Source organism: Pseudomonas sp. PDM20 (assembly GCF_014852575.3).
GTDB lineage: Bacteria > Pseudomonadota > Gammaproteobacteria > Pseudomonadales > Pseudomonadaceae > Pseudomonas.
Genome location: NZ_CM181224.1, coordinates 2,469,248 through 2,487,651, shown reverse-complemented (window position 1 = coordinate 2,487,651; position 18,404 = coordinate 2,469,248). Strand labels below are relative to the sequence as shown.

18 protein-coding genes are annotated in these 18,404 nt (G+C 67.2%); 14 read left to right on the top strand and 4 right to left on the bottom strand.

The features are described from left to right. Positions 1-225 precede the first annotated feature (225 nt). The gene (locus tag IB261_RS11610) at positions 226-1,143 is read right to left on the bottom strand and encodes a CobW family GTP-binding protein (protein WP_192383033.1); all 918 of its coding nucleotides are present in this window, start codon (positions 1,141-1,143) and stop codon (positions 226-228) included. After that, entirely contained in the window at positions 1,140-2,888 is a 1,749-nt protein-coding gene (locus IB261_RS11605; RefSeq protein WP_081516694.1) for an amidohydrolase, read from the bottom strand. Before IB261_RS11605 ends, IB261_RS11610 begins: the two co-directional genes overlap by 4 nt. A 112-nt stretch (positions 2,889-3,000) precedes the next feature. Between IB261_RS11605 and IB261_RS11600 the strand changes: the two genes are divergently transcribed. After that, entirely contained in the window at positions 3,001-4,047 is a 1,047-nt protein-coding gene (locus IB261_RS11600) for a helix-turn-helix transcriptional regulator (RefSeq protein ID WP_081516693.1), read from the top strand. A 58-nt stretch (positions 4,048-4,105) separates the two neighbouring features. Here IB261_RS11600 and IB261_RS11595 read toward each other — a convergent pair whose 3' ends face one another. Further along, on the bottom strand, positions 4,106-4,522 hold the full coding sequence (locus tag IB261_RS11595) for a VOC family protein (protein WP_081516692.1): 417 nt from the start codon (positions 4,520-4,522) through the stop codon (positions 4,106-4,108). Between the two features lie 17 nt (positions 4,523-4,539). Then, positions 4,540-4,965, bottom strand: coding sequence for a YciI family protein (locus IB261_RS11590; protein ID WP_045208059.1), 426 nt, complete (start codon positions 4,963-4,965; stop codon positions 4,540-4,542). A 251-nt stretch (positions 4,966-5,216) separates the two neighbouring features. Here IB261_RS11590 and IB261_RS11585 point away from each other — a divergent pair, with 251 nt between their 5' ends. The 13 genes from IB261_RS11585 (at position 5,217) to IB261_RS11525 (ending at position 18,393) form a co-directional block, all read left to right on the top strand. Beyond that, a complete protein-coding gene (locus IB261_RS11585; protein WP_192383034.1) occupies positions 5,217-5,867 on the top strand; it encodes a hypothetical protein in 651 nt (216 codons plus the stop codon). A gap of 72 nt (positions 5,868-5,939) precedes the next feature. After that, positions 5,940-6,407, top strand: coding sequence for a YbaK/EbsC family protein (locus IB261_RS11580; RefSeq protein WP_045208063.1), 468 nt, complete (start codon positions 5,940-5,942; stop codon positions 6,405-6,407). A gap of 430 nt (positions 6,408-6,837) precedes the next feature. Continuing rightward, positions 6,838-8,061, top strand: a complete 1,224-nt coding sequence (locus IB261_RS11575; RefSeq protein ID WP_192210838.1) for an SfnB family sulfur acquisition oxidoreductase — start codon at positions 6,838-6,840, stop codon at positions 8,059-8,061. A gap of 9 nt (positions 8,062-8,070) precedes the next feature. Continuing rightward, positions 8,071-9,444: an LLM class flavin-dependent oxidoreductase gene (locus IB261_RS11570; RefSeq protein ID WP_192383035.1), complete on the top strand. Its 1,374-nt coding sequence runs from the start codon at positions 8,071-8,073 to the stop codon at positions 9,442-9,444. Next, positions 9,444-10,109, top strand: a complete 666-nt coding sequence (locus IB261_RS11565; RefSeq protein ID WP_151186665.1) for a methionine ABC transporter permease — start codon at positions 9,444-9,446, stop codon at positions 10,107-10,109. Before IB261_RS11570 ends, IB261_RS11565 begins: the two co-directional genes overlap by 1 nt. 128 nt (positions 10,110-10,237) lie before the next feature. Then, positions 10,238-11,008, top strand: a complete 771-nt coding sequence (locus tag IB261_RS11560) for a MetQ/NlpA family ABC transporter substrate-binding protein (protein WP_192210841.1) — start codon at positions 10,238-10,240, stop codon at positions 11,006-11,008. A gap of 114 nt (positions 11,009-11,122) precedes the next feature. Then, positions 11,123-12,358: an SfnB family sulfur acquisition oxidoreductase gene (locus IB261_RS11555; RefSeq protein ID WP_192210842.1), complete on the top strand. Its 1,236-nt coding sequence runs from the start codon at positions 11,123-11,125 to the stop codon at positions 12,356-12,358. Positions 12,359-12,367: 9 nt separating this feature from the next. Then, on the top strand, positions 12,368-13,582 hold the full coding sequence (locus IB261_RS11550; RefSeq protein WP_192383036.1) for an SfnB family sulfur acquisition oxidoreductase: 1,215 nt from the start codon (positions 12,368-12,370) through the stop codon (positions 13,580-13,582). Then, positions 13,579-14,976, top strand: coding sequence for an LLM class flavin-dependent oxidoreductase (locus IB261_RS11545; RefSeq protein ID WP_192383037.1), 1,398 nt, complete (start codon positions 13,579-13,581; stop codon positions 14,974-14,976). The genes IB261_RS11550 and IB261_RS11545 overlap by 4 nt, the downstream gene beginning before the upstream one ends. A 35-nt stretch (positions 14,977-15,011) precedes the next feature. After that, a complete protein-coding gene (locus tag IB261_RS11540; RefSeq protein WP_192383038.1) occupies positions 15,012-15,809 on the top strand; it encodes a MetQ/NlpA family ABC transporter substrate-binding protein in 798 nt (265 codons plus the stop codon). A 240-nt stretch (positions 15,810-16,049) separates the two neighbouring features. Next, positions 16,050-17,111 (top strand): methionine ABC transporter ATP-binding protein, encoded by a 1,062-nt coding sequence (locus IB261_RS11535; protein WP_192383039.1) that lies wholly within the window; start codon positions 16,050-16,052, stop codon positions 17,109-17,111. Then, a complete protein-coding gene (locus IB261_RS11530) occupies positions 17,104-17,748 on the top strand; it encodes a methionine ABC transporter permease (RefSeq protein WP_081516681.1) in 645 nt (214 codons plus the stop codon). Before IB261_RS11535 ends, IB261_RS11530 begins: the two co-directional genes overlap by 8 nt. 135 nt (positions 17,749-17,883) lie before the next feature. After that, the gene (locus IB261_RS11525; protein WP_225606126.1) at positions 17,884-18,393 is read left to right on the top strand and encodes a hypothetical protein; all 510 of its coding nucleotides are present in this window, start codon (positions 17,884-17,886) and stop codon (positions 18,391-18,393) included. The last annotated feature ends 11 nt before the right edge of the window (positions 18,394-18,404 follow it).

Here is an 18,404-nt window from a genome sequence, read left to right as displayed (position 1 = left end):
GGCCGGTTTTTTATTTGTCCCGCAGAAGAAATAGCCTGGTCAGGAAAGTCCGTACCATCTCATGCCCTCACCCCAGCCCTGGCTGCGCGCCCCGCTCCAAAGGGAGAGGGAGTGGATTGTGCCGGCTGATACCTCAGCTTCATCCTGCACCGAACGGTCCCCTCTCCCCTTGGGAGAGGGTTAGGGTGAGGGGAAGCCCAGGCGCAGAGTTCCAGGCAGCTTTGTCTACGAAATGCACCCTCGCAGCCCGACCTCAAGATCCGCCCGCAACCCCGCATCCTTCTCGGCAATGAACACCAGCCGCGAGCCCTGCGCCGCCTCGGCCGCAGTGGCCGGGCGCAGCTGATAGCGCCCGCCGACATATTGCAGCCAGACCGTCTCGCCCTGTCCCGCCAGGCGAATCAGCCCCTTGAGGCGCAGCAGGCCGCGGGGCAGTGCCTCCAGCCATTGTTTCAACCGCGCGCCATCGAAGCTCGCCTCGCCCTGCCAGCTCCAGCTGTCGAACAGGTCGCCATGGTCGATGCCTTCCTGCCCATGGGGCCGCAGCTTGCGCGACGACTCACCGAGCAGCAGCTCATCGGGAATCTGCGCCTGGATAGTTTCCAGCACCCGCGCGCCCCGGCCGAAACGCTCGCACTGGCTGGCACGCTCGTCGGCGTCCAGCAGGTCGCACTTGTTCAGCAGCAGCAGGTCGGCGGCGGCGGCCTGCATGCGCTCCAGTCGCGCATACTCGCCTTCCAGCGGCTCCCGGCGGGCAGCATCGACCACGGTGAGCACCGCATCCAGATGCAGGCGCCGGCGCAGTTTCGGGTAACCCAGCGTCTGCACGATGCGCTGCGGGTCGGACACCCCACTGCACTCGATCACCACCTGCTCCAGCGGCGGGTACATATTCGCCAGGCGCTCCAGCTGCGCCAGCAGGTCGTCCTGCACGCTGCAGCAGATGCAGCCGTTCTCCAGGCTGTACACTGCCTCGGTCTGCTCGGCGATCATCCCGGCATCGATGTTCAGCTCGCCGAAATCATTGACGATCACCGCCAGGCGCCGGCCCTCGCAGCGCTCCAGCAGGTTGCGCAGCAGCGTGGTCTTGCCCGCGCCGAGGAAGCCGGCGACCACCGTCACCGGGATGCTCGCGGCGTTCATGCGTTGACGCCTTCGATGCGCGGCGGTTCGCCCTGCCACACCGCCGCCAGGGCGGTATCGCTGAACTGGCCGAGGCGGTCGTACACCGGGCGGCCTTCGACGAAGGTCAGTTGCACCTCGGTGCGGTGGATGAAGTTGCGCGCCGGCTGCTCGAACAGGTTGCGGTCGAGCACGATGAAGTCCGCCGACTTGCCAGCCTCCAGGCTGCCGGTGAGCTTCTCCAGGCCCATGGCATAGGCGCCATTGAGGGTCGCCACGCGGATCGCCTGCTCCAGGCTGATCGGCTCGCCGAAGCAGGCCGGGTCGTCGTTCCACGGGTTTTGCCGGGTGACCAGGGTTTCCAGCGCCAGCCAGGGGTCGATGGATGCCACCGGCCAGTCGGTTCCGAATACCGCGATGCCGCCGGCGGCCAGCACGCCCTTGAAGTCGTAGATGCGTTTCAGGCGATCCGTGCCGTAGCCCGAACGCGCGCCGCTGGCGAAGGGCGTCGGGTACCAGGCTGCCGGGGAGAACTCGGCGATCACTTCCAGCTCGCGGAAGCGCTTGAGGTTGCCCGGATGCAGGATGGTGCTGTGTGCGCACTGGTGGCGCACACCGCTGAAACCATTGCGCCGGCGCGCTTCGGCCACCGCATCGAGGAACACGTCGGACGCCGCATCGCCAGTGCAGTGGGCGATGACGCGGATGCCACGGCTGTCCATATCCACCACCATGTCGGTGATGTGCTCGGGCGTCAGGTTGAGCTTGCCGCGCCAGGCGTCCTCGCCCGGCCAGGGTGTAATAAGGAAGGAAGAGCGCGGCTCGACGGTACCGTCGAAGTGGAACTTCACAGCGTTCGCCGACAACCGTGCGCTGCGATAGTAGTGACGCTCGCCGCTGAGCAGCTCCCAGCGGCGGCGCACCGGGAAGATGTCGTCCTGCCAGCTGATCGCTGCTTCCACGCGCAGGGTCAGTTGGCCGGCGTCGTCGAGATACTTGAGAGCGTCCAGGCGGTTCTCGCAGACGTGCAGGTACTTGGCCGCGGTGACGCCGCGCGAGCTCTGGAAGTGCACGCCCTCGCGGTAGGACTGGCGCAGCACCTTCGCCGGGGTCGGCGGCATGGCGGCGTGGATCAGCGCGTAGGCGCCGTCGATCATCAGCCCGTTGGGCTCGCCGGTCAGCTCGTCGCGCTCCAGGTAGCCGTTGCGCGGGTCGGCGGTGCTGGCGTCGATACCGGCCAGTTCCAGCGCGCGGGAGTTGACCATCATGGTGCCCCACATGCGGTCGAGCAGCGCCACGGGGCGATCCGGCAAGATACTGTCGAGCCACTCGCGGCCCGGCTTCAGCCCGGCTTCGCGGAAGGTGTAGCGCACCCAGTACTGGCCGTAGACCCAACCGTCACCGGGGTGGCTGGCGGCGTAATCGAGGATGGCTTTTGCAAGCTGCTCCGGGGTCGGGTCCTCGATGCCGACGTCGAGGTCGTCGGCGTAGCGCGGGTTCAGCGCCAGGTCCGGGTGGGTGTGCATGTCGTGCAGGCCGGGCATGCAGAACGCGCCTTCGAGGTCGCGAACCAGGGTGTCCGGGCCGATCAGGTGCTCCATGTCCTCGCGACGGCCCACCGCCAGCAGCCGGCCATCGCGAATGGCCACGGCCTCGGCCCAGGGCTGGGCGGGGTCGAGGGTATAGAAGCGGCCGTTGTGCAGCAGCAGTTCGGCGAAGCGCTCGGTGGGGGAATTGGAGGAGCGGAAGCGGTCCGGAGCGGTCATGGGAAGCCCTTGTTGTTCTTGTCCGTGGAGGCAGTATAGGGCTCGGCTTTCGGTCATCGGCTAGCATAAGATGACAACTCACTAGCATCAGACGACAGCTTGAGCCTGCGCCATGCCCACCGCGTCCTTCGACATCGATTACGCTGCCCGCCAACTGTTCCGCCACTTCCTCGACGAGTGGCGCGCACGCCCCACCCTGCCGGCGCTGGCGCCCTTGCTGGGTGGCCTCGGGCTCCCCAGCAACAGCGAAGCGGCGGCCGCCGAGATGAACTTCGCCCGCTATTACCGCCTGCTGCAGCAGGCCGCCGGGCTGCTCGGCCCGAGCGACTTCTTCCTGCGCCTGGGCCAGCGCTACAACCTCTATGACCTGGGGGTGATCGGCTACGCGCTGATCAGCGCGGCCAACCTGCGACGCTCCTGGGACATCTCCCTCGGCCAGCCGTCGAGCCTGATGCCGCATCCGATCCACACCCACCGCGAGGAAGTCGGCGAGCACATCCGCCTGACGCTGCAACTACCGCCCTTCGGCGAGGTGGAACGCATCGCCCTCTGCGAGGAGTGGCTCAGCAGTACCTGGCGCTGGCTATGCCAGCGCCTGCCGGACCTGGAGGCCTGCACCGGCATGCAACTGCACCTGCCCTACCCGCCACCCGCCCACGCGGCCCTGTATGGCGAGCTCTTCCCCGGCCCCAGCCAGTTCAATGCCGGGCAGGCCGAGCTGTGGATGCCGAAGGCCTTCCATGACCAGCCCTTCTCCACCGCCAACCCGTCGGTGAGCCGGCTTTGCCAGGCCCAGGGCGCGGCAACCCTGGCCAGCTTCGAACGCGGCCCGGCGCTGCCGGACGATGTGCGCTACTACCTGCTGCAGAACGCGCGCATCCCGCTGCCGGACCTGGAGCAGACCGCCGCCTGGCTGCGTCTGCCGCCGCATACATTGCAGCGCCGGCTGCGCGAGCACGGGCTGACCTTCAAGGGAATCGTGCTGGAGGTGCGGATGGCGCTGGCCCAGCGTTATCTGCTGGCCAGCCGGATGGCGCTGCAGGAGATCGCCTTCCTGCTCGGCTACGAACATGTCACCAGTTTCCACCGGGCTTTCCAGCGGTTCACCGGGACAACGCCGGAGCGCTTCCGCGCCGACGCCGGGAAGGACTCCCTGTAGGAGCGGGCCATGCCCGCAATCGCGCCCATGGGGCGCTCCTACAGGGAGAGTCCTGCGATCAGACCTCTTTCTCGCAATTGATCATCCACGGCACCCCGAAACGGTCCTCCAGCGCGCCGAACAGCTCGGCCCAGAAGGTCTGCTCCAGCGGCATGGTGACCTTGCCGCCCTGGCCGAGGGCATCGAAGATGCGCCGCGCTTCGGCCTTGGTGTCGACGTTGAGGGTGATCGACACGCCCTTCACGCCCTCGTACTGGCCGCACTGGGGCGAGGCGTCCGAGCCCATCAGCACGTGGCCGCCCACTTCCAGGCGAACGTGGATGATGCGGTTCTTCAGCGCCTCGGGCATGTCCTCGCAACCCGGCGCATCGGAGAAACGCATCAGGTGCGGCAGCTCGCCGTGCAGTACTTCGGCGTAGTGACGGAAGGCTTCTTCGCAGTTGCCGTCGAAGACCAGGTAGGCATTCATCAACATGGCGGATTCCTCCAGGCTCAGGATTTGCTGGCGATTTCGGCGCGCAGGCGTTCTTCCTGCTCGCGCAGTTCGGGGGTGAATTCGGCGCCGAAGTCCTCGGCTTCGAAAATCTGCCGGATTTCGATCTCGGACTCGCCGTCGAAGGGATTGGGCGAGCGCCTGACCCAGTCGATGCACTCCTGCAGCGACGCGGTCTGCATGATCCAGAAGCCCGCGATCAGCTCCTTGGTCTCGGCGAACGGGCCGTCGATCACCTGCCGCGACGCGCCATCGAAGCGCACTCGCGCGCCCTTGACACTGGGGTGCAGGCCTTCACCGGCCAGCATCACGCCGGCCTTCACCAGCTCCTCGTTGTAGGCTCCCATGGCGGCAAGCAGCTCTTCCTTGGGCATCACACCGGCTTCGGAGTCGGCGGTGGCTTTGACGATCACCATGAAACGCATGGTCTTTCTCCTCTTGTTGTCATTCTCTTGTAAGGGCCAGCGTGGCGGCCGGTTGCTTCCGGTTCCTGACAAGTAGTCGAAGGGCGCAACGACAGATCGACAGGCCACGCGAAATTTTTTTCGAGCGGGGCGACGGGGCTTTTGAGCATAGGTCGCGCCAGGGTTCCCGGAGGCGATATGGGAAAATTCGCTATGGACGCTCGGGGGCAGTGCCCTTAGAACGTGCCGCTCAGCAAACTCCCGGCGGTCCCATGCAGGTTCAGCTCATCCCCGTCATCGAAATCTTCTACCTGGTCGACTCCGTTCCCTTGCCGTCCCACGGGCCGTACTGGGAGCACGTGGCAGGCTGGCGTGATTACCATGAGCGCAACCTGCGAGCCAACGGCTTCAGCCCGCGACTGCGACCGTACCTGCAGGGCAGTGCGTTCCATCGCATTGCCGAGCTGAGCGACACGGACATTTCGCGGTTGGTCCGCCTGCACTGCGCCGAGGGCCTGGAGGGCTCCGGAGACTGGCGCCAGGTTCCGCCCCTGTCTGGCGGCTACGTGTTGCGGATCGGCGATCTCGACGTCCTGTTCCCGCAATGCTGCAGCGACCTGGGCGACATGCACAGCTGGAAGCGCATCGCCGCCGGCAAGGGCGCCTACCTGTACAGCGGCCATCCCTCTCCCGATATCAATCAGCACAACCAGTCCGTCAGCTTCGACTTCAACGGGCCGGGCGAGACCTTCATCCCGCCGCCGCCGCTGCATTCGGTCACGGTACCGCTGTCCGCGCTGACCCGCGCGGTGCAGGCGGCCGACCGCGAGCTGAGGATCTTCGCGGCTCGCCTGGATCTGCTGAACGCCAACCAGTCCATGGGCATACCCGACATCGAGACGCTGCTCATTCGCGGACACTGAAAACCCGCTCTGGACAGCTCCGCCCACGCTCCCTAGATTCAGTCCTTTTCGCACCATACGGAGCATCGCCCCATGAGCCTGGAATCGGTTCGCGCCTTCTTCGCCGAAAAGGCCCCCGACATCGCCATCATCGAGCTGGAAACCAGCACCGCCACCGTGGCCCTGGCCGCCGAGGCCCACGGCGTGGAGCCGGGCCGTATCGCCAAGACGCTGTCCCTGCGCGTCGGCGAACGCACCGTGCTGGTGGTGGCCCGCGGCGACGCGCGGCTGGACAACCGCAAGCTCAAGGAAGCCTTCGGCGGCAAGGCCAAGATGCTCGGTGCCGAGGACGTCGTGGCCCTGACCGGCCACCCGGTGGGCGGTGTCTGCCCGTTCGGCCTGGCGACGCCGTTGCCGGTGTATTGCGATGTGTCGCTGCAGGCGTTCGACGAAGTACTGCCGGCGGCCGGCGCGGTGCACAGCGCAGTGCGGATCGAACCGCAGCGCATGGCGCAGCTGGTGGCGGCGGATTGGATCGACGTCTGCCAGGAACTGGCGTGAAGGTTTTTGATGCCCATGCCTCCTGACCTGTAGCACGTAGGGCGCAGGGTTATGCGCCGATGCCACAATGGCGGATAACGCTGGCGCGTTATGCGCCCTACTGAATGCTCACGATATCCAGCCCGCTCTGGGCGCATCGCGATTGATGGGTATCGCTGCGCTCCACGCCATCCTACGTTGATGCTCTGTGTGGCTGGGAACTCTGATCGCCGAGAAGCTTCGCTCCCGCAAGGCCAATCGCTGCTCCAGCACTGTTGCTACAGCAACACCCGCCCAACACTTTGCTGCGTGCCCAGCGCCCAAACTGTTGGATAAAATATTCAAGCCATTGAATTCAAAGGGTTTTAATTTACGGCACAGCTTGTGCAATGACCTCATCAGTCAGACCCGAACGCCGGGTCGAATCATCTGCCGAGGTCGCTGTACTGCCATGCCCCCACTCCCCGAATCCGCCCACTACGACATCCGCGAACCCAACGCGCAGCGGATCGTCTCCGACGCACAAGCCATCGAAGTCGCCCACAAGGTCGCCGCGTTCCTGCTCGAAGGCGCCGCCGAACGCGACCGCAACCGCGTCGTCCCGCCCGAGGTCGTCGAGGTCTACTCCAACAGCGGCCTGTGGGGCATCACCGTGCCCCGCGAGTTCGGCGGCGCCGAGGTGTCCTATGCGACCCTCGCCGAGGTCATCGCCATCGTCTCCGCTGCCGATCCCTCGCTGGGCCAGATTCCACAGAACCACTACTGCCTGCTGGAAGACATCCGCCTGCAGGGCAGCGACGAGCAGAAGCGCTTCTTCTTTGATCTCGCGCTCAAGGGCAACCGCTTCGCCAACGCGCTGTCGGAAACTGGCGGCAAGAACGTCCAGGACATCCAGACCCGCCTGCGCCACGACGGCGACAGCGTGCTGATCGACGGCCGCAAGGGCTACTGCACCGGCTCGCTCTACGCCCACTGGATCGGCGTGCTCGGCCTGGACGAACAGAACAACGCCCAACTCGCCTTCGTCCCGCGCGGCACGCCGGGGCTGGTGATCGTCGACGACTGGGCCAGCATCGGCCAGCGCACCACCTCCAGCGGCACCGTGCTGGTGGAAGGCCTGCGCGTACCGGCGTTCAACGTCTTCCCCACGCACCGCTCGTACGACGTGCCGACCCTGGCCGGCCCGTTCGCGCAGATCACCACCGCCGCCATCGATGCCGGCATCGCCCGCGCGGCGCTGCGCGACACCATCGCCTTCGTCCGCGAGCAGGCGCGCCCGTGGATCGACGCCGGCGTGGAAAAGGCCAGCGACGACCCGCTGACCATCATCCAGATCGGTGAACTGGGCATCCGCATCGAAGCCGCCGACGCCCTGCTGGAACGCGCCGGCAAGGTGATGGACGCCGCTCGCCCGGCGCCGGACGAAGACAGCGTGGCCCGTGCCTCGGTCGCCGTGGCCAAGGCCAAGGTGCTGACCACCGAGGTTGCCATCGAGGCCTCGAACAAGCTGTTCGAGCTCGGCGGCACCCGCTCCACCCTCGCCCGCCACGGCTTCGACCGCCACTGGCGCAACGCCCGCGTGCACACCCTGCACGACCCGGTGCGCTGGAAGTACCACCTGGTCGGCAACTGGCTGCTCAACGACAAGCGCCCGCCGCGCCACGACTGGAACTGAGGACGCGCGATGAGCAAGCAGATCCGTCTCAACGCCTTCGCCATGAACTGCGTCGGCCACCTTTCGCCCGGCCTCTGGCGCCACCCGCGCGACCAGCAGGCCGCGCGGTACACCGACATCCACTACTGGATCGAACTGGCGAAAACCCTCGAACGCGGCAAGATCGACGGCCTGTTCCTCGCCGACGTGCTGGGCGTGTATGACGTCTACCACGGCAACGCCGACGCGGCCCTGCGCGCCGGCGCGCAGGTGCCGGCGAATGATCCGCTGCAGCTGGTCCCGGCCATGGCCGCGGCCACCGAGCACCTGGGTTTCGGCATCACCGCCTCGGTGTCCTTCGAGCACCCGTTCCCCTTCGCCCGGCGTATCTCCACGCTGGACCACCTGACCCGTGGCCGCGCCGGCTGGAACATCGTCACTTCCTACCTCAACAGCGGCGCGCGCAACCTGGGGCTGAAGCAGCAACTCAACCACCAGCAGCGCTATGCCCTGGCCGAGGAGTACCTGGAGGTCTGCTACAAGCTCTGGGAAGCCAGCTGGGATGATGACGCGCTGGTCGCCGACCGTGCGAGCGGCATCTACGCCGACCCACGCAAGGTGCACCCCATCGAGCACAAGGGCGAGCACTTCGAAGTCCCCGGCTTCCACCTGAGCCAGCCGTCGCCGCAGCGCACACCAGTGCTTTACCAGGCCGGCGCATCGAGCCGGGGCAAGGCGTTCGCCGCCGGCAACGCGGAGTGCGTGTTCGTTGCCGCGCCGACCAAGCGCATCCTCCGCGACCAGGTGGCCGACCTGCGCCGCCTCGCCGTGGAAGCCGGCCGCGAGCCGAGCGACGTGCTGGTGCTGAACCAGCTCACCGTGATCGTCGCACCGACCGACGCGGAGGCCCTGGCCAAGCTGGAAGACTACCGCCGCTACAGCGACCGCGAGGGCGCCCTGGCGCTGGTCTCCGGCTGGACCGGCATCGACTTCGGCCAGTACGCGCCGGATCAGGTGTTGCGCCACGTACAGAGCGACGCGATCCAGTCCGCGGTGGACGCCTTCAGCGCTGCCGACCCGGAGCGCCAGTGGACCGCAGCCGAGATCGCCGACTACTGCGCCCTGGGTGGCGACGGCCCGCTGCTGGTGGGTTCGCCGCAGACCGTGGCGGACCAGTTGCAGGCCTGGGTCGAGGAAACCGACGTCGACGGCTTCAACCTCTCCAGCCTGGTGGCGCCGGAGACCTTCGTCGACATCGTCGACCTGCTGGTGCCCGAGTTGCAGGCGCGTGGGCTGTTCAAGCGCGAGTACGAACAAGGCACCCTGCGCCACAAGCTGTTCGGCCAGGGCGATCGCCTGCGCGCGCCGCACCGTGCGGCGAAACTCAGACGAGGTGGCGCCTGATGGACGGCTGGTTCCGCAACCTCGACTGGCACGATCTCGCCCAGGCCTGCCTGGACACCCTCGCCATGCTCGGCGGCGCACTGGCCTTCACCGTGTTGCTGGGGCTGCCGCTGGGCGTGCTGCTGTACCTCACCGGCAAGCGCCAGTTGCATGCCAGGCCCGGCCTGTACCGCGCTCTGTCGGTGGTGGTGAACATGCTGCGCTCGCTGCCATTCATCATCCTGCTGATCGTGCTGATCCCGGTCACCACGCTGATCACCGGCACCTCGCTGGGCGTCGCCGGCGCGATTCCGCCGCTGGTGGTGGGTTGCACGCCGTTCTTCGCGCGGTTGGTGGAGACTGCCCTGCGCGAAGTCGACCGCGGCCTGGTGGAAGCCACCCAGGCGATGGGCGCCAGCACCTGGCAGATCATCTGGCACACCCTGCTGCCGGAAGCGCGCACTGGGCTGATCGCCGCCGTGACCGTCACCGCCATCGTGCTGGTGGACTACACCGCGATGTCCGGCGTGATCGGTGGCGGCGGCCTCGGCGACCTGGCCATCCGCTTCGGCTACCAGCGCTTCCAGACCGACGTGATGATCATCACCGTCGCCCTGCTGATCCTGCTGGTGCAGGCCCTGCAGATGAGCGGCGACCGTCTCGTGGCGCGCTACACCCGGCGCTGAATTCCCCGCCCACTCCCCCTCCGGGAGCGGCACTTGCGATCCACCCGCCGGCAGCCGGGCCCCGCTGCCATCAAGGCCCCACGTCCACACCACGACGGCCCACCCACTACTGCCAAGGAGCAACACCCATGAAAAAGGCCATCGCCATTCTGGCGGCCGTCGTCGCCTTCTCCGCCCACGCGGGGGAGAAGCTAGTGGTCGGCGCCACCCCGGTGCCCCACGCCGAGATCCTCGAGTTCGTCAAACCGGAACTGGCCAAGGAAGGCGTCGACCTCGATATCAAGGTCTTCACCGACTTCATCCAGCCCAATCTGCAACTTGCGCAGAAGAACCTCGACGCCAACTACTACCAGTACCGTCCCTTCCTCGATGACTTCAACAAGACCCGCCACACCGATCTGGTGCCGGTGGTAGGCATCCACATCGAGCCCTTCGGCGCCTACTCCACCAGGTACAAGTCCCTTGCCGAGCTGCCCGACGGCGCCAGCGTGGCCATCCCCAATGACCCGGTGAACACCGGCCGCGCCCTGGTGCTGCTGGCCGAGAGCGGCCTCATCAAGCTCAAGGACCCGAGCAACCCGCAGTCCACCGAGCGCGACATCATCGACAACCCCAAACACCTGAAGATTCGTGAGCTGGAAGGCGCCCTGCTGGCCCGCGCGGTGAAGCAGGTGGACCTGGCGTTCATCTTCGCCAACTACGCGCTGGAAGCCGGCATCGACACCAAGAGCGCGCTGATCGTGGAGAAAGGCAAGGACCTCTACGCCGAGTTCCTCGTCGCCCGCCCGGACAACATCCAGGACCCGGGCATCCAGAAGCTGGCCAAGGTGCTGAATTCGCCGGAGGTCCGCCAGTTCATCCTGACCCGCTACAAGGGTGAGATCGCTCCCGCCTTCTAAGCACCGATTCTCCCCTGTAGGAGCGAGCTTGCTCGCGAACCCTGCCCGCAGCGGGTGTCGTTCGCGAGCAAGCTCGCCCCTAAGAAGAGATGCTCCGTCAACACAGGAAACCGCATGACCGACGAATCCGCACCCAAGGACCTTCGTGACCAGGCGCCCCGGCAACTCCCGGCGCGCCGCATCGACAACGACGCCCAGGCCATCGACGCCGCCCACGAAGTGGCCCGCCTGGCGAAACCCGGCGCTGCCGCCCGCGACCGCGAGCGCGCACTGCCCTGGCGCGAGCTGGAGCACTTCACCGCCCTGGGCCTGGGCGGCATCAGCATTCCCCGCGAGTACGGCGGCGCGCAGGTTTCCTACGCCACCGTGGCCGAAGTCTTCCGCGTGATCTGCGCCGCCGACCCGGCGCTGGGGCAGATTCCGCAGAACCAGTTCGGCCTGCTCAACGTGATCGACAACGTCGCCAGCGACGCGCAGAAGCGCGTGCTGTTCGGCGGCGTACTCAACGGCCGGCGCATCGGCAATGCCGGCCCCGAACGCAACACCCGCAACACCCTCGAACTCAAGGCGCGGCTGCTGCGCGACGGCGAGCACTTCCGCGTCAGTGGCGAGAAGTTCTATTCCACCGGCGCGCTGTTCGCCCACTGGGTCGCGGTGAAGGCCATCGACGAGCAAGGCCGCGCGGTCATGGGCTTCGTCGAGCGCGGCGTGGAAGGCCTGCGCATCGTCGACGACTGGTCCGGCTTCGGCCAGCGCACCACCGCCAGCGGCACCGTGCTGCTGGACAATGCCCCCGTTGCCGGTTCGCTGGTGATCCACAACGGCCGCCTCGCCGACGTGCCGAACATCCAGGGTGCCGTCTCGCAACTGATCCAGGCCGCCATCGATGCCGGCATCGCGGCGAACGCCCTTGAAGATGCCATCGACTTCATCCGCACGCGCACCCGTCCCTTCATCGACGCCAACGTCGAGCAGGCCAGCGAAGAGCCCTTCACCATCGCCGAGATCGGCCGCCTGCAGGTCGAACTGCACGCCGCCGAGGCGCTGCTGGAGCGCGCCGGCCATGTGCTCGACGAAGTCAGCGCACGCCCCATCGACGACGAGTCCGCCGCCCGTGCCTCCATCGCCGTGGCCGAGGCCAAGGTGCTGACCACCGAGGTCAGCCTGGCCGCCAGCGAAAAACTCTTCGAGCTGGCCGGCAGCCGCGCCACCCTTGCCGAATTCAACCTCGACCGCCACTGGCGCAACGCCCGCGTGCACACCCTGCACGACCCGGTGCGCTGGAAGGTCCAGGCGGTCGGCGCCTACCACCTCAACGGCGCACGCCCCGCGCGTCATTCCTGGATCTGAGGAGCGCCGATGAACAGCCTCGTACAATCTCCCGCACAGATCGCCCCCATCCACATCATCCGCAGCGACGACGAAGCCCTCGACGTCGCCCGTACCCTGGCCGCCGACTTCCGCGAAGACGCCATCGCCCGTGACCGCGAGCGGCGCCTGCCGATCGACGAACTGGAGCGCTTCAGCCGCTCCGGCCTGTGGGGTATCACCGTGCCGCGCGAGCATGGCGGCGCCGGGGTTTCCCGCGTCACGGTGGCCCGCGTGATCGCGATCATCTCCGCCGCCGACGGCTCGCTGGGGCAGATTCCGCAGAACCATTTCTACGCCGTCGAACTGCTGCGGGTGAACGGCAGCGAAGAGCAGAAAGCCCGCCTGTTCGCCGAAGTGCTGGCCGGCGTGCGCTTCGGCAACGCGCTGGCAGAAATCGGCACGCGCACCGCCCACGAGCGCACCACCCGCCTCAAGCGCGAAGACGGCCAGCTGCGCATCCGTGGCCGCAAGTTCTACTGCACCGGTGCGCTCTACGCACAGCGCATTCCGACCCTGGTGATCGATGACGACGGCGTCCAGCAGTTCGCCTTCATCGCGCGCGACAGCCAGGGCGTGGAGGTGATCGACGACTGGTCCGGCTTCGGCCAGCGCACCACCGGCAGCGGCAGCGTGGTGTTCGCTGGCGCGCCGGTGGGCGAGGACGACATCGTGCCGTTCCAGAGCGCCTTCGAGCGTCCGACCACGGTCGGCCCCTTCGCACAGATTCTCCACGCCGCCATCGATGTCGGCATCGCCCGTGGCGCCTATGAAGATGCTTTGGTGTTCCTGCGCGAAAAGGCGCGGCCGTGGATCGACGCGGGCGTGGACAAGGCCAGCGACGATCCGCTGGCGATCAATGAAATCGGCCGCCTGGCAATCCGCTTGCACGCCGCCGAAGCGCTGCTGGATCGCTCGGGCCGCGTGCTCGATGCCGCCACTGCCGAGCCAAGCGCCGAGAGCGTCGCCGCCGCCTCCATCGCCGTGGCCGAGGCGCGGGCGATCACCACCGAGGTCTCGCTGCTGGCCGGCTCCAAGCTGATCGAACTGGGCGGCAGCCGCGCCAGCCTCGCCGAGCTGGGCCTGGACCGCCACTGGCGCAACGCCCGCGTGCACACCCTGCACGACCCGGCGCGCTGGAAGTACTTCGCGGTGGGCAATTACTACCTCAACGACCAGCTGCCGCCGCGCCGGGGGACCCTATGAGCCAGAAGCAGATCCTCCTCAACGCCTTCAGCATGAATTGCGTCGGCCACATCAACCACGGCCTGTGGACCCATCCGCGCGACCGCTCCAGCGACTTCAACAAGCTCAGCCACTGGACCGACCTCGCCCGCCTGCTGGAGAAAGGCCTGTTCGACGGCCTGTTCCTCGCCGACATCCTCGGCGTCTACGACGTCTACCAGAGCGGCATCGAACTCACCGCCAGGGAAGCCATCCAGCTGCCGGTGAACGACCCGCTGATGCTGGTCTCGGCCATGGCCGGGGCAACGGAGCACCTGGGCTTCGGCATCACCGCCAACCTCACTTACGAAGCGCCCTACCCGTTTGCCCGGCGACTCTCCACGCTGGATCACCTGAGCGACGGCCGGGTCGGCTGGAACATCGTCACCGGCTACCTGGAAAGCACCGCCCGCGCCATGGGCCAGGACCGACAGATCGACCACGACCGTCGCTACGACCGCGCCGACGAATACCTGGAGGTGCTCTACAAGCTCTGGGAAGGCAGCTGGGAAGACGATGCCGTCGTCGCCGACCGCCAGCGGCGCATCTACGCGCAGCCGGCCAAGGTGCACAAGGTCCGCCACCACGGCGAGTTCTTCGACATCGAGGGTTACCACCTCAGCCAGCCGTCGCCGCAGCGCACGCCGCTGCTGTTCCAGGCCGGTGCGTCGAATCGCGGGCTGGCCTTCGCCGCACGCCACGCCGAGTGCGTGTTCGTCTCGGCGCAGACTCGCGAGGCCACCCGCGTGCTGGTGGAGCGCATCCGTCAGGCGGCGGTGGATGCCGGCCGCCGGGCGGACGACATCAAGGTATTCATGGGCATCAACGTCATCGTCGCACCGACCGAGGCCGAGGCCCGCGACAAGCTCGCCGAATACCGCCGCTTCGCCAGTGCCGAGGCCGGCCTTGCACACTTCGCCAGCACCACCGGCATCGACTTCTCGCGCTACGCACTGGACGAGCCGATCCGCTACGAGAAGACCAACGCCATCGAGTCCGCCACCAAAGCGCTGACCGTCGCCCGCACCGACGCCACCGTGCGCCAGTTGCTGGAACAGCTCGCCCTCGGCGGCCGCTACACCACGCTGGTCGGCGACCCGCTGCAGGTGGCCGATGAGCTGCTGGGCTGGATCAACGAGGCCGGTCTGGACGGCTTCAACCTTACCCGCACCGTGGAGCCGGAAAGCTACGCCGACTTCATCGACCTCGTGGTACCCGAACTGCAGAACCGCGGCGCCTACAAGACCGCCTACGCGGACGGCACGCTGCGGGAAAAACTCTTCGGCGCCGGCCGCGCCCGACTGCCCGCGCGGCACGTCGGCGCAGGCTTTCGCCAGGCAACCGCCACTGGAGCGACTCCAGCTTTCTCGCTTTGACGATCGGCTTAAAAAATCACAAAGGATTCGTTGCCATGCATGCACGCTTCAAACTGGCCCTCGGGCTCTCCTTCAGCCTCCTCGCCGCCGGCCTCGCCCAGGCCGCCGACACCCTGCGCCTGGGCACCACCGCCGCCTTCGCCCCACCGCTGGAAGTGGCGGTGAAGGAAGCCGCCGAACAGGGCCTGAAGGTCGAGCTGGTGGAGTTCACCGACTGGAACGCACCGAACATCACCCTCGACCACGGCGACATCGACGCCAACTACTTCCAGCACACGCCCTTCCTGGAGAACGCCAACCGCGAGGGCGGCCTGCACCTGAAGGCGTTCGCGCCGGGGATCATCAACAACGTCGGCCTGTACTCGACCCGATACAAGGCCATCGCCGACCTGCCCGAGGGTGCCAAGGTCGCCATCGCCAACGACCCGATCAATGGCGGCCGTGGCCTGCAGCTGCTGCAGAAGGCCGGGCTGCTCAGGCTCAAGGATGGCGTCGGCTACAAGGCGACACTGGACGACATCGTGGCCAACCCCAAACACCTCCAGATCATCGAGCTGGAGGCCGTGCAGCTGGTCCGCGCGCTGGACGACGTCGATCTCGCCCAGGGCTACCCGCATTACATCCGCCTGGCCGGGACCCTCGATCCGAACAGCGCGCTGCTGTTCGATGGCATCGAGAACCGCGAGTACGTCATCCAGTTCGTGACCCGCGATGACTACAAGGACCCGGACGGCAAGCTGAAGAAATTCGTCGATCTCTACCAGCACTCGCCGCAGGTCCGCGCCGCGCTGGACAAGGCCCACGGTTCGCTCTACCAGCCGGGCTGGCAGTAAACGCGCCAGCATCACCGCTGGCGCGCTATTTCGTAGGACGCATAACGCGTCAGCGTTATCCGCCGCGCAGGCGCCGGCGGATAACCTGTTCCAGGTTATGCGCCCTACGTTCCGGCCGCGCCGAAATCTCCGGCAAGAACCGCAATTGCCGAACACACCGAACCAGTCCCCTCTCCCTTCAGGGAGAGGGTTAGGGAGAGGGCAAGGCGCCCGCTCCGAACTACCGAACAGGCCCCCACCATGGTCAGCTTCAACCGCAATCTCGAACTCGCCACCCAGCACATCGCCCTGCGCGGGCTGGGCAAGACCTACGCCGGCCACCACGGCCCGGTGGAAGCACTGAGCGACATCGAACTCGCCGTCCGCCGTGGCGAAGTGTTCGGCATCATCGGCCGCAGCGGCGCCGGCAAGAGCTCGCTGATCCGCACCCTCAACCGCTTGGAACAACCCAGCGTCGGCCAGGTACTGATCGATGGCGAGGACATCGGCACCTTCGACGCCCAGCAACTGGTCGGCCTGCGCCGTCGCGTCGGCATGATCTTCCAGCACTTCAACCTGATGTCGGCCAAGACGGTGGCGCAGAACATCGCCCTGCCCCTGCGCGTGGCCGGCGTGCCCAAGGCGCGCATCGCCGAGCGAGTGGACGAGCTGCTGCAGCTGGTGGGGCTGGAAGACAAGCGCCACGCCTACCCGGCGCAACTCTCCGGCGGGCAGAAGCAGCGCGTCGGCATCGCCCGCGCTCTGGTGCACCAGCCGGAAATCCTGCTCTGCGACGAGGCCACCTCGGCGCTGGACCCGGAGAGCACCCAGGCCATCCTCGCGCTGCTGCGCGACATCAACCGCCGCCTGGGTCTGACCATCGTGCTGATCACCCACGAGATGGCGGTGATCCGCGAAATCTGCGACCGCGTGGTGGTGCTCGAACGCGGGCGCATCGTCGAACAGGGCGACGTCTGGGAAGTCTTCGGCAACCCGCAGCACGAGGTCAGCCGCACCCTGCTCGGCTCGCTGCAACAGCACCTGCCGCCTGACCTGCTGGCACGGCTGGAGCATCCCTCGGACAACGAAATGATCCTCGACCTGCACTACACCGGCGTACGCGAACAGGAGCCGGACCTGCTGGCCATCGCCCAGGCCCTGGGCAGCCGCATCAGCCTGCTGCACGGCGGCATCGAGCGCATCCAGGGCCGCGCCCTCGGCCGGCTTCTGCTGAGCGTCGCAGCACCCGCCGCCAGTGCCCCGCAACTGCTCGAACGTGCCCGCGATGTAGCCGACAGGCTGGAGGTGCTCACCCATGCCTGATCGCCTGCTGCAAGGCCTGCTCGACACCCTGCTGATGATCGGCGCGTCCTCGGCCATCGTCCTGCTGGTGGGCATCCCGCTGGCCCTGGTGCTGGTCACTACCGGGCCCGGGGGGATCTTCCAGGCGCGCCTGGTCAACCAGGGCCTGGGCAGCGTGGTCAACGTGCTGCGTTCGATCCCGTTCCTGATCCTGATGGTCGCGCTGATCCCCTTCACCCGGCTGATAGTCGGCACCAGCTACGGCGTGTGGGCGGCAGTCGTGCCGCTGACCATCGCCGCGACGCCGTTCTTCGCGCGCATCGCCGAGGTCAGCCTGCGCGAGGTCGACCACGGCCTGATCGAAGCGGCCCAAGCCATGGGCTGCCAGCCCCGGCACATCATCTGGAACGTGCTGCTGCCCGAGGCACGACCGGGCATCGTCGCCGGTTTCACCATCACCCTGGTGACCATGATCAACTCCTCGGCCATGGCCGGCGCCATCGGTGCAGGCGGCCTGGGCGACCTGGCCTACCGATACGGCTACCAGCGTTTCGACACCCAGGTGATGCTCACCGTGATCATCCTGCTGGTCGCCCTGGTGACCCTGATCCAGTTCGGCGGAGATCGCCTCGCGCGCTGGCTCAACAAGCGGGCGTGACGTTCGTCGGCTGGGCTCGGCGCAACCCTGCCCCCACGCGGGTTGCGTCTAACCTGACAACACACCCGCCCCTCCGTGCCCAGGCACAGCTCGTGGATGCGTGGCGTCCCTGTGCTCACTGCGGAGGCGTTCGTCATGGCCAATCCCCTTTCCACCCTGGGCATCGTGCATACCGCCATCAGCCTGGTACCACTGGTTGCCGGGTTGTGGGCTTTCTACCAGGCGGGGCGCATCGATCCGCGCAGCCCGGCCGGACGCTGGTATGTCTACGGAATGATCCTCGGCGTGCTGACGGCCTTCGGCCTGTCCAGCACCGGCGGCTTCAACGCCGGCCACGCCATCGGCATCCTCTGCCTGATTGCCATCGCGGCAGGCAGCTACGCGCGGCGGATCAGCGCGCTCGGCGGGCTGCGTGAATACGTGGAAACCGGCGCGATGAGCTTCAGCTTCTTCCTGATGATGATCCCCACGCTCAACGAATCCCTGTCGCGCCTGCCGCCGTCCAGCCCCATCGGCCAGGGCCCGGATTCGCCGCCGGTGCAGACGGCGGTGCTGGTCGCGCTGCTGGTGCTGGTGGTCGGCGTGCTCTACCAGTTCTACCGCATCCACCGTCGGCGCATGCCGCCGGCACGCCCGGCGCACTGAGCGTCTATGCT

Coding starts and splice junctions, on each gene's coding strand:
- IB261_RS11535 (WP_192383039.1), top strand. CDS start 16,050: ATGGTCAGCTTCAACCGCAATCTCGAACTCGCCACCCAGCACATCGCC.
- IB261_RS11580 (WP_045208063.1), top strand. CDS start 5,940: ATGAGCCTGGAATCGGTTCGCGCCTTCTTCGCCGAAAAGGCCCCCGAC.
- IB261_RS11530 (WP_081516681.1), top strand. CDS start 17,104: ATGCCTGATCGCCTGCTGCAAGGCCTGCTCGACACCCTGCTGATGATC.
- IB261_RS11525 (WP_225606126.1), top strand. CDS start 17,884: ATGGCCAATCCCCTTTCCACCCTGGGCATCGTGCATACCGCCATCAGC.
- IB261_RS11565 (WP_151186665.1), top strand. CDS start 9,444: ATGGACGGCTGGTTCCGCAACCTCGACTGGCACGATCTCGCCCAGGCC.
- IB261_RS11600 (WP_081516693.1), top strand. CDS start 3,001: ATGCCCACCGCGTCCTTCGACATCGATTACGCTGCCCGCCAACTGTTC.
- IB261_RS11590 (WP_045208059.1), bottom strand. CDS start 4,965: ATGCGTTTCATGGTGATCGTCAAAGCCACCGCCGACTCCGAAGCCGGT.
- IB261_RS11595 (WP_081516692.1), bottom strand. CDS start 4,522: ATGTTGATGAATGCCTACCTGGTCTTCGACGGCAACTGCGAAGAAGCC.
- IB261_RS11610 (WP_192383033.1), bottom strand. CDS start 1,143: ATGAACGCCGCGAGCATCCCGGTGACGGTGGTCGCCGGCTTCCTCGGC.
- IB261_RS11560 (WP_192210841.1), top strand. CDS start 10,238: ATGAAAAAGGCCATCGCCATTCTGGCGGCCGTCGTCGCCTTCTCCGCC.
- IB261_RS11575 (WP_192210838.1), top strand. CDS start 6,838: ATGCCCCCACTCCCCGAATCCGCCCACTACGACATCCGCGAACCCAAC.
- IB261_RS11540 (WP_192383038.1), top strand. CDS start 15,012: ATGCATGCACGCTTCAAACTGGCCCTCGGGCTCTCCTTCAGCCTCCTC.
- IB261_RS11550 (WP_192383036.1), top strand. CDS start 12,368: ATGAACAGCCTCGTACAATCTCCCGCACAGATCGCCCCCATCCACATC.
- IB261_RS11605 (WP_081516694.1), bottom strand. CDS start 2,888: ATGACCGCTCCGGACCGCTTCCGCTCCTCCAATTCCCCCACCGAGCGC.
- IB261_RS11545 (WP_192383037.1), top strand. CDS start 13,579: ATGAGCCAGAAGCAGATCCTCCTCAACGCCTTCAGCATGAATTGCGTC.
- IB261_RS11585 (WP_192383034.1), top strand. CDS start 5,217: ATGCAGGTTCAGCTCATCCCCGTCATCGAAATCTTCTACCTGGTCGAC.
- IB261_RS11570 (WP_192383035.1), top strand. CDS start 8,071: ATGAGCAAGCAGATCCGTCTCAACGCCTTCGCCATGAACTGCGTCGGC.
- IB261_RS11555 (WP_192210842.1), top strand. CDS start 11,123: ATGACCGACGAATCCGCACCCAAGGACCTTCGTGACCAGGCGCCCCGG.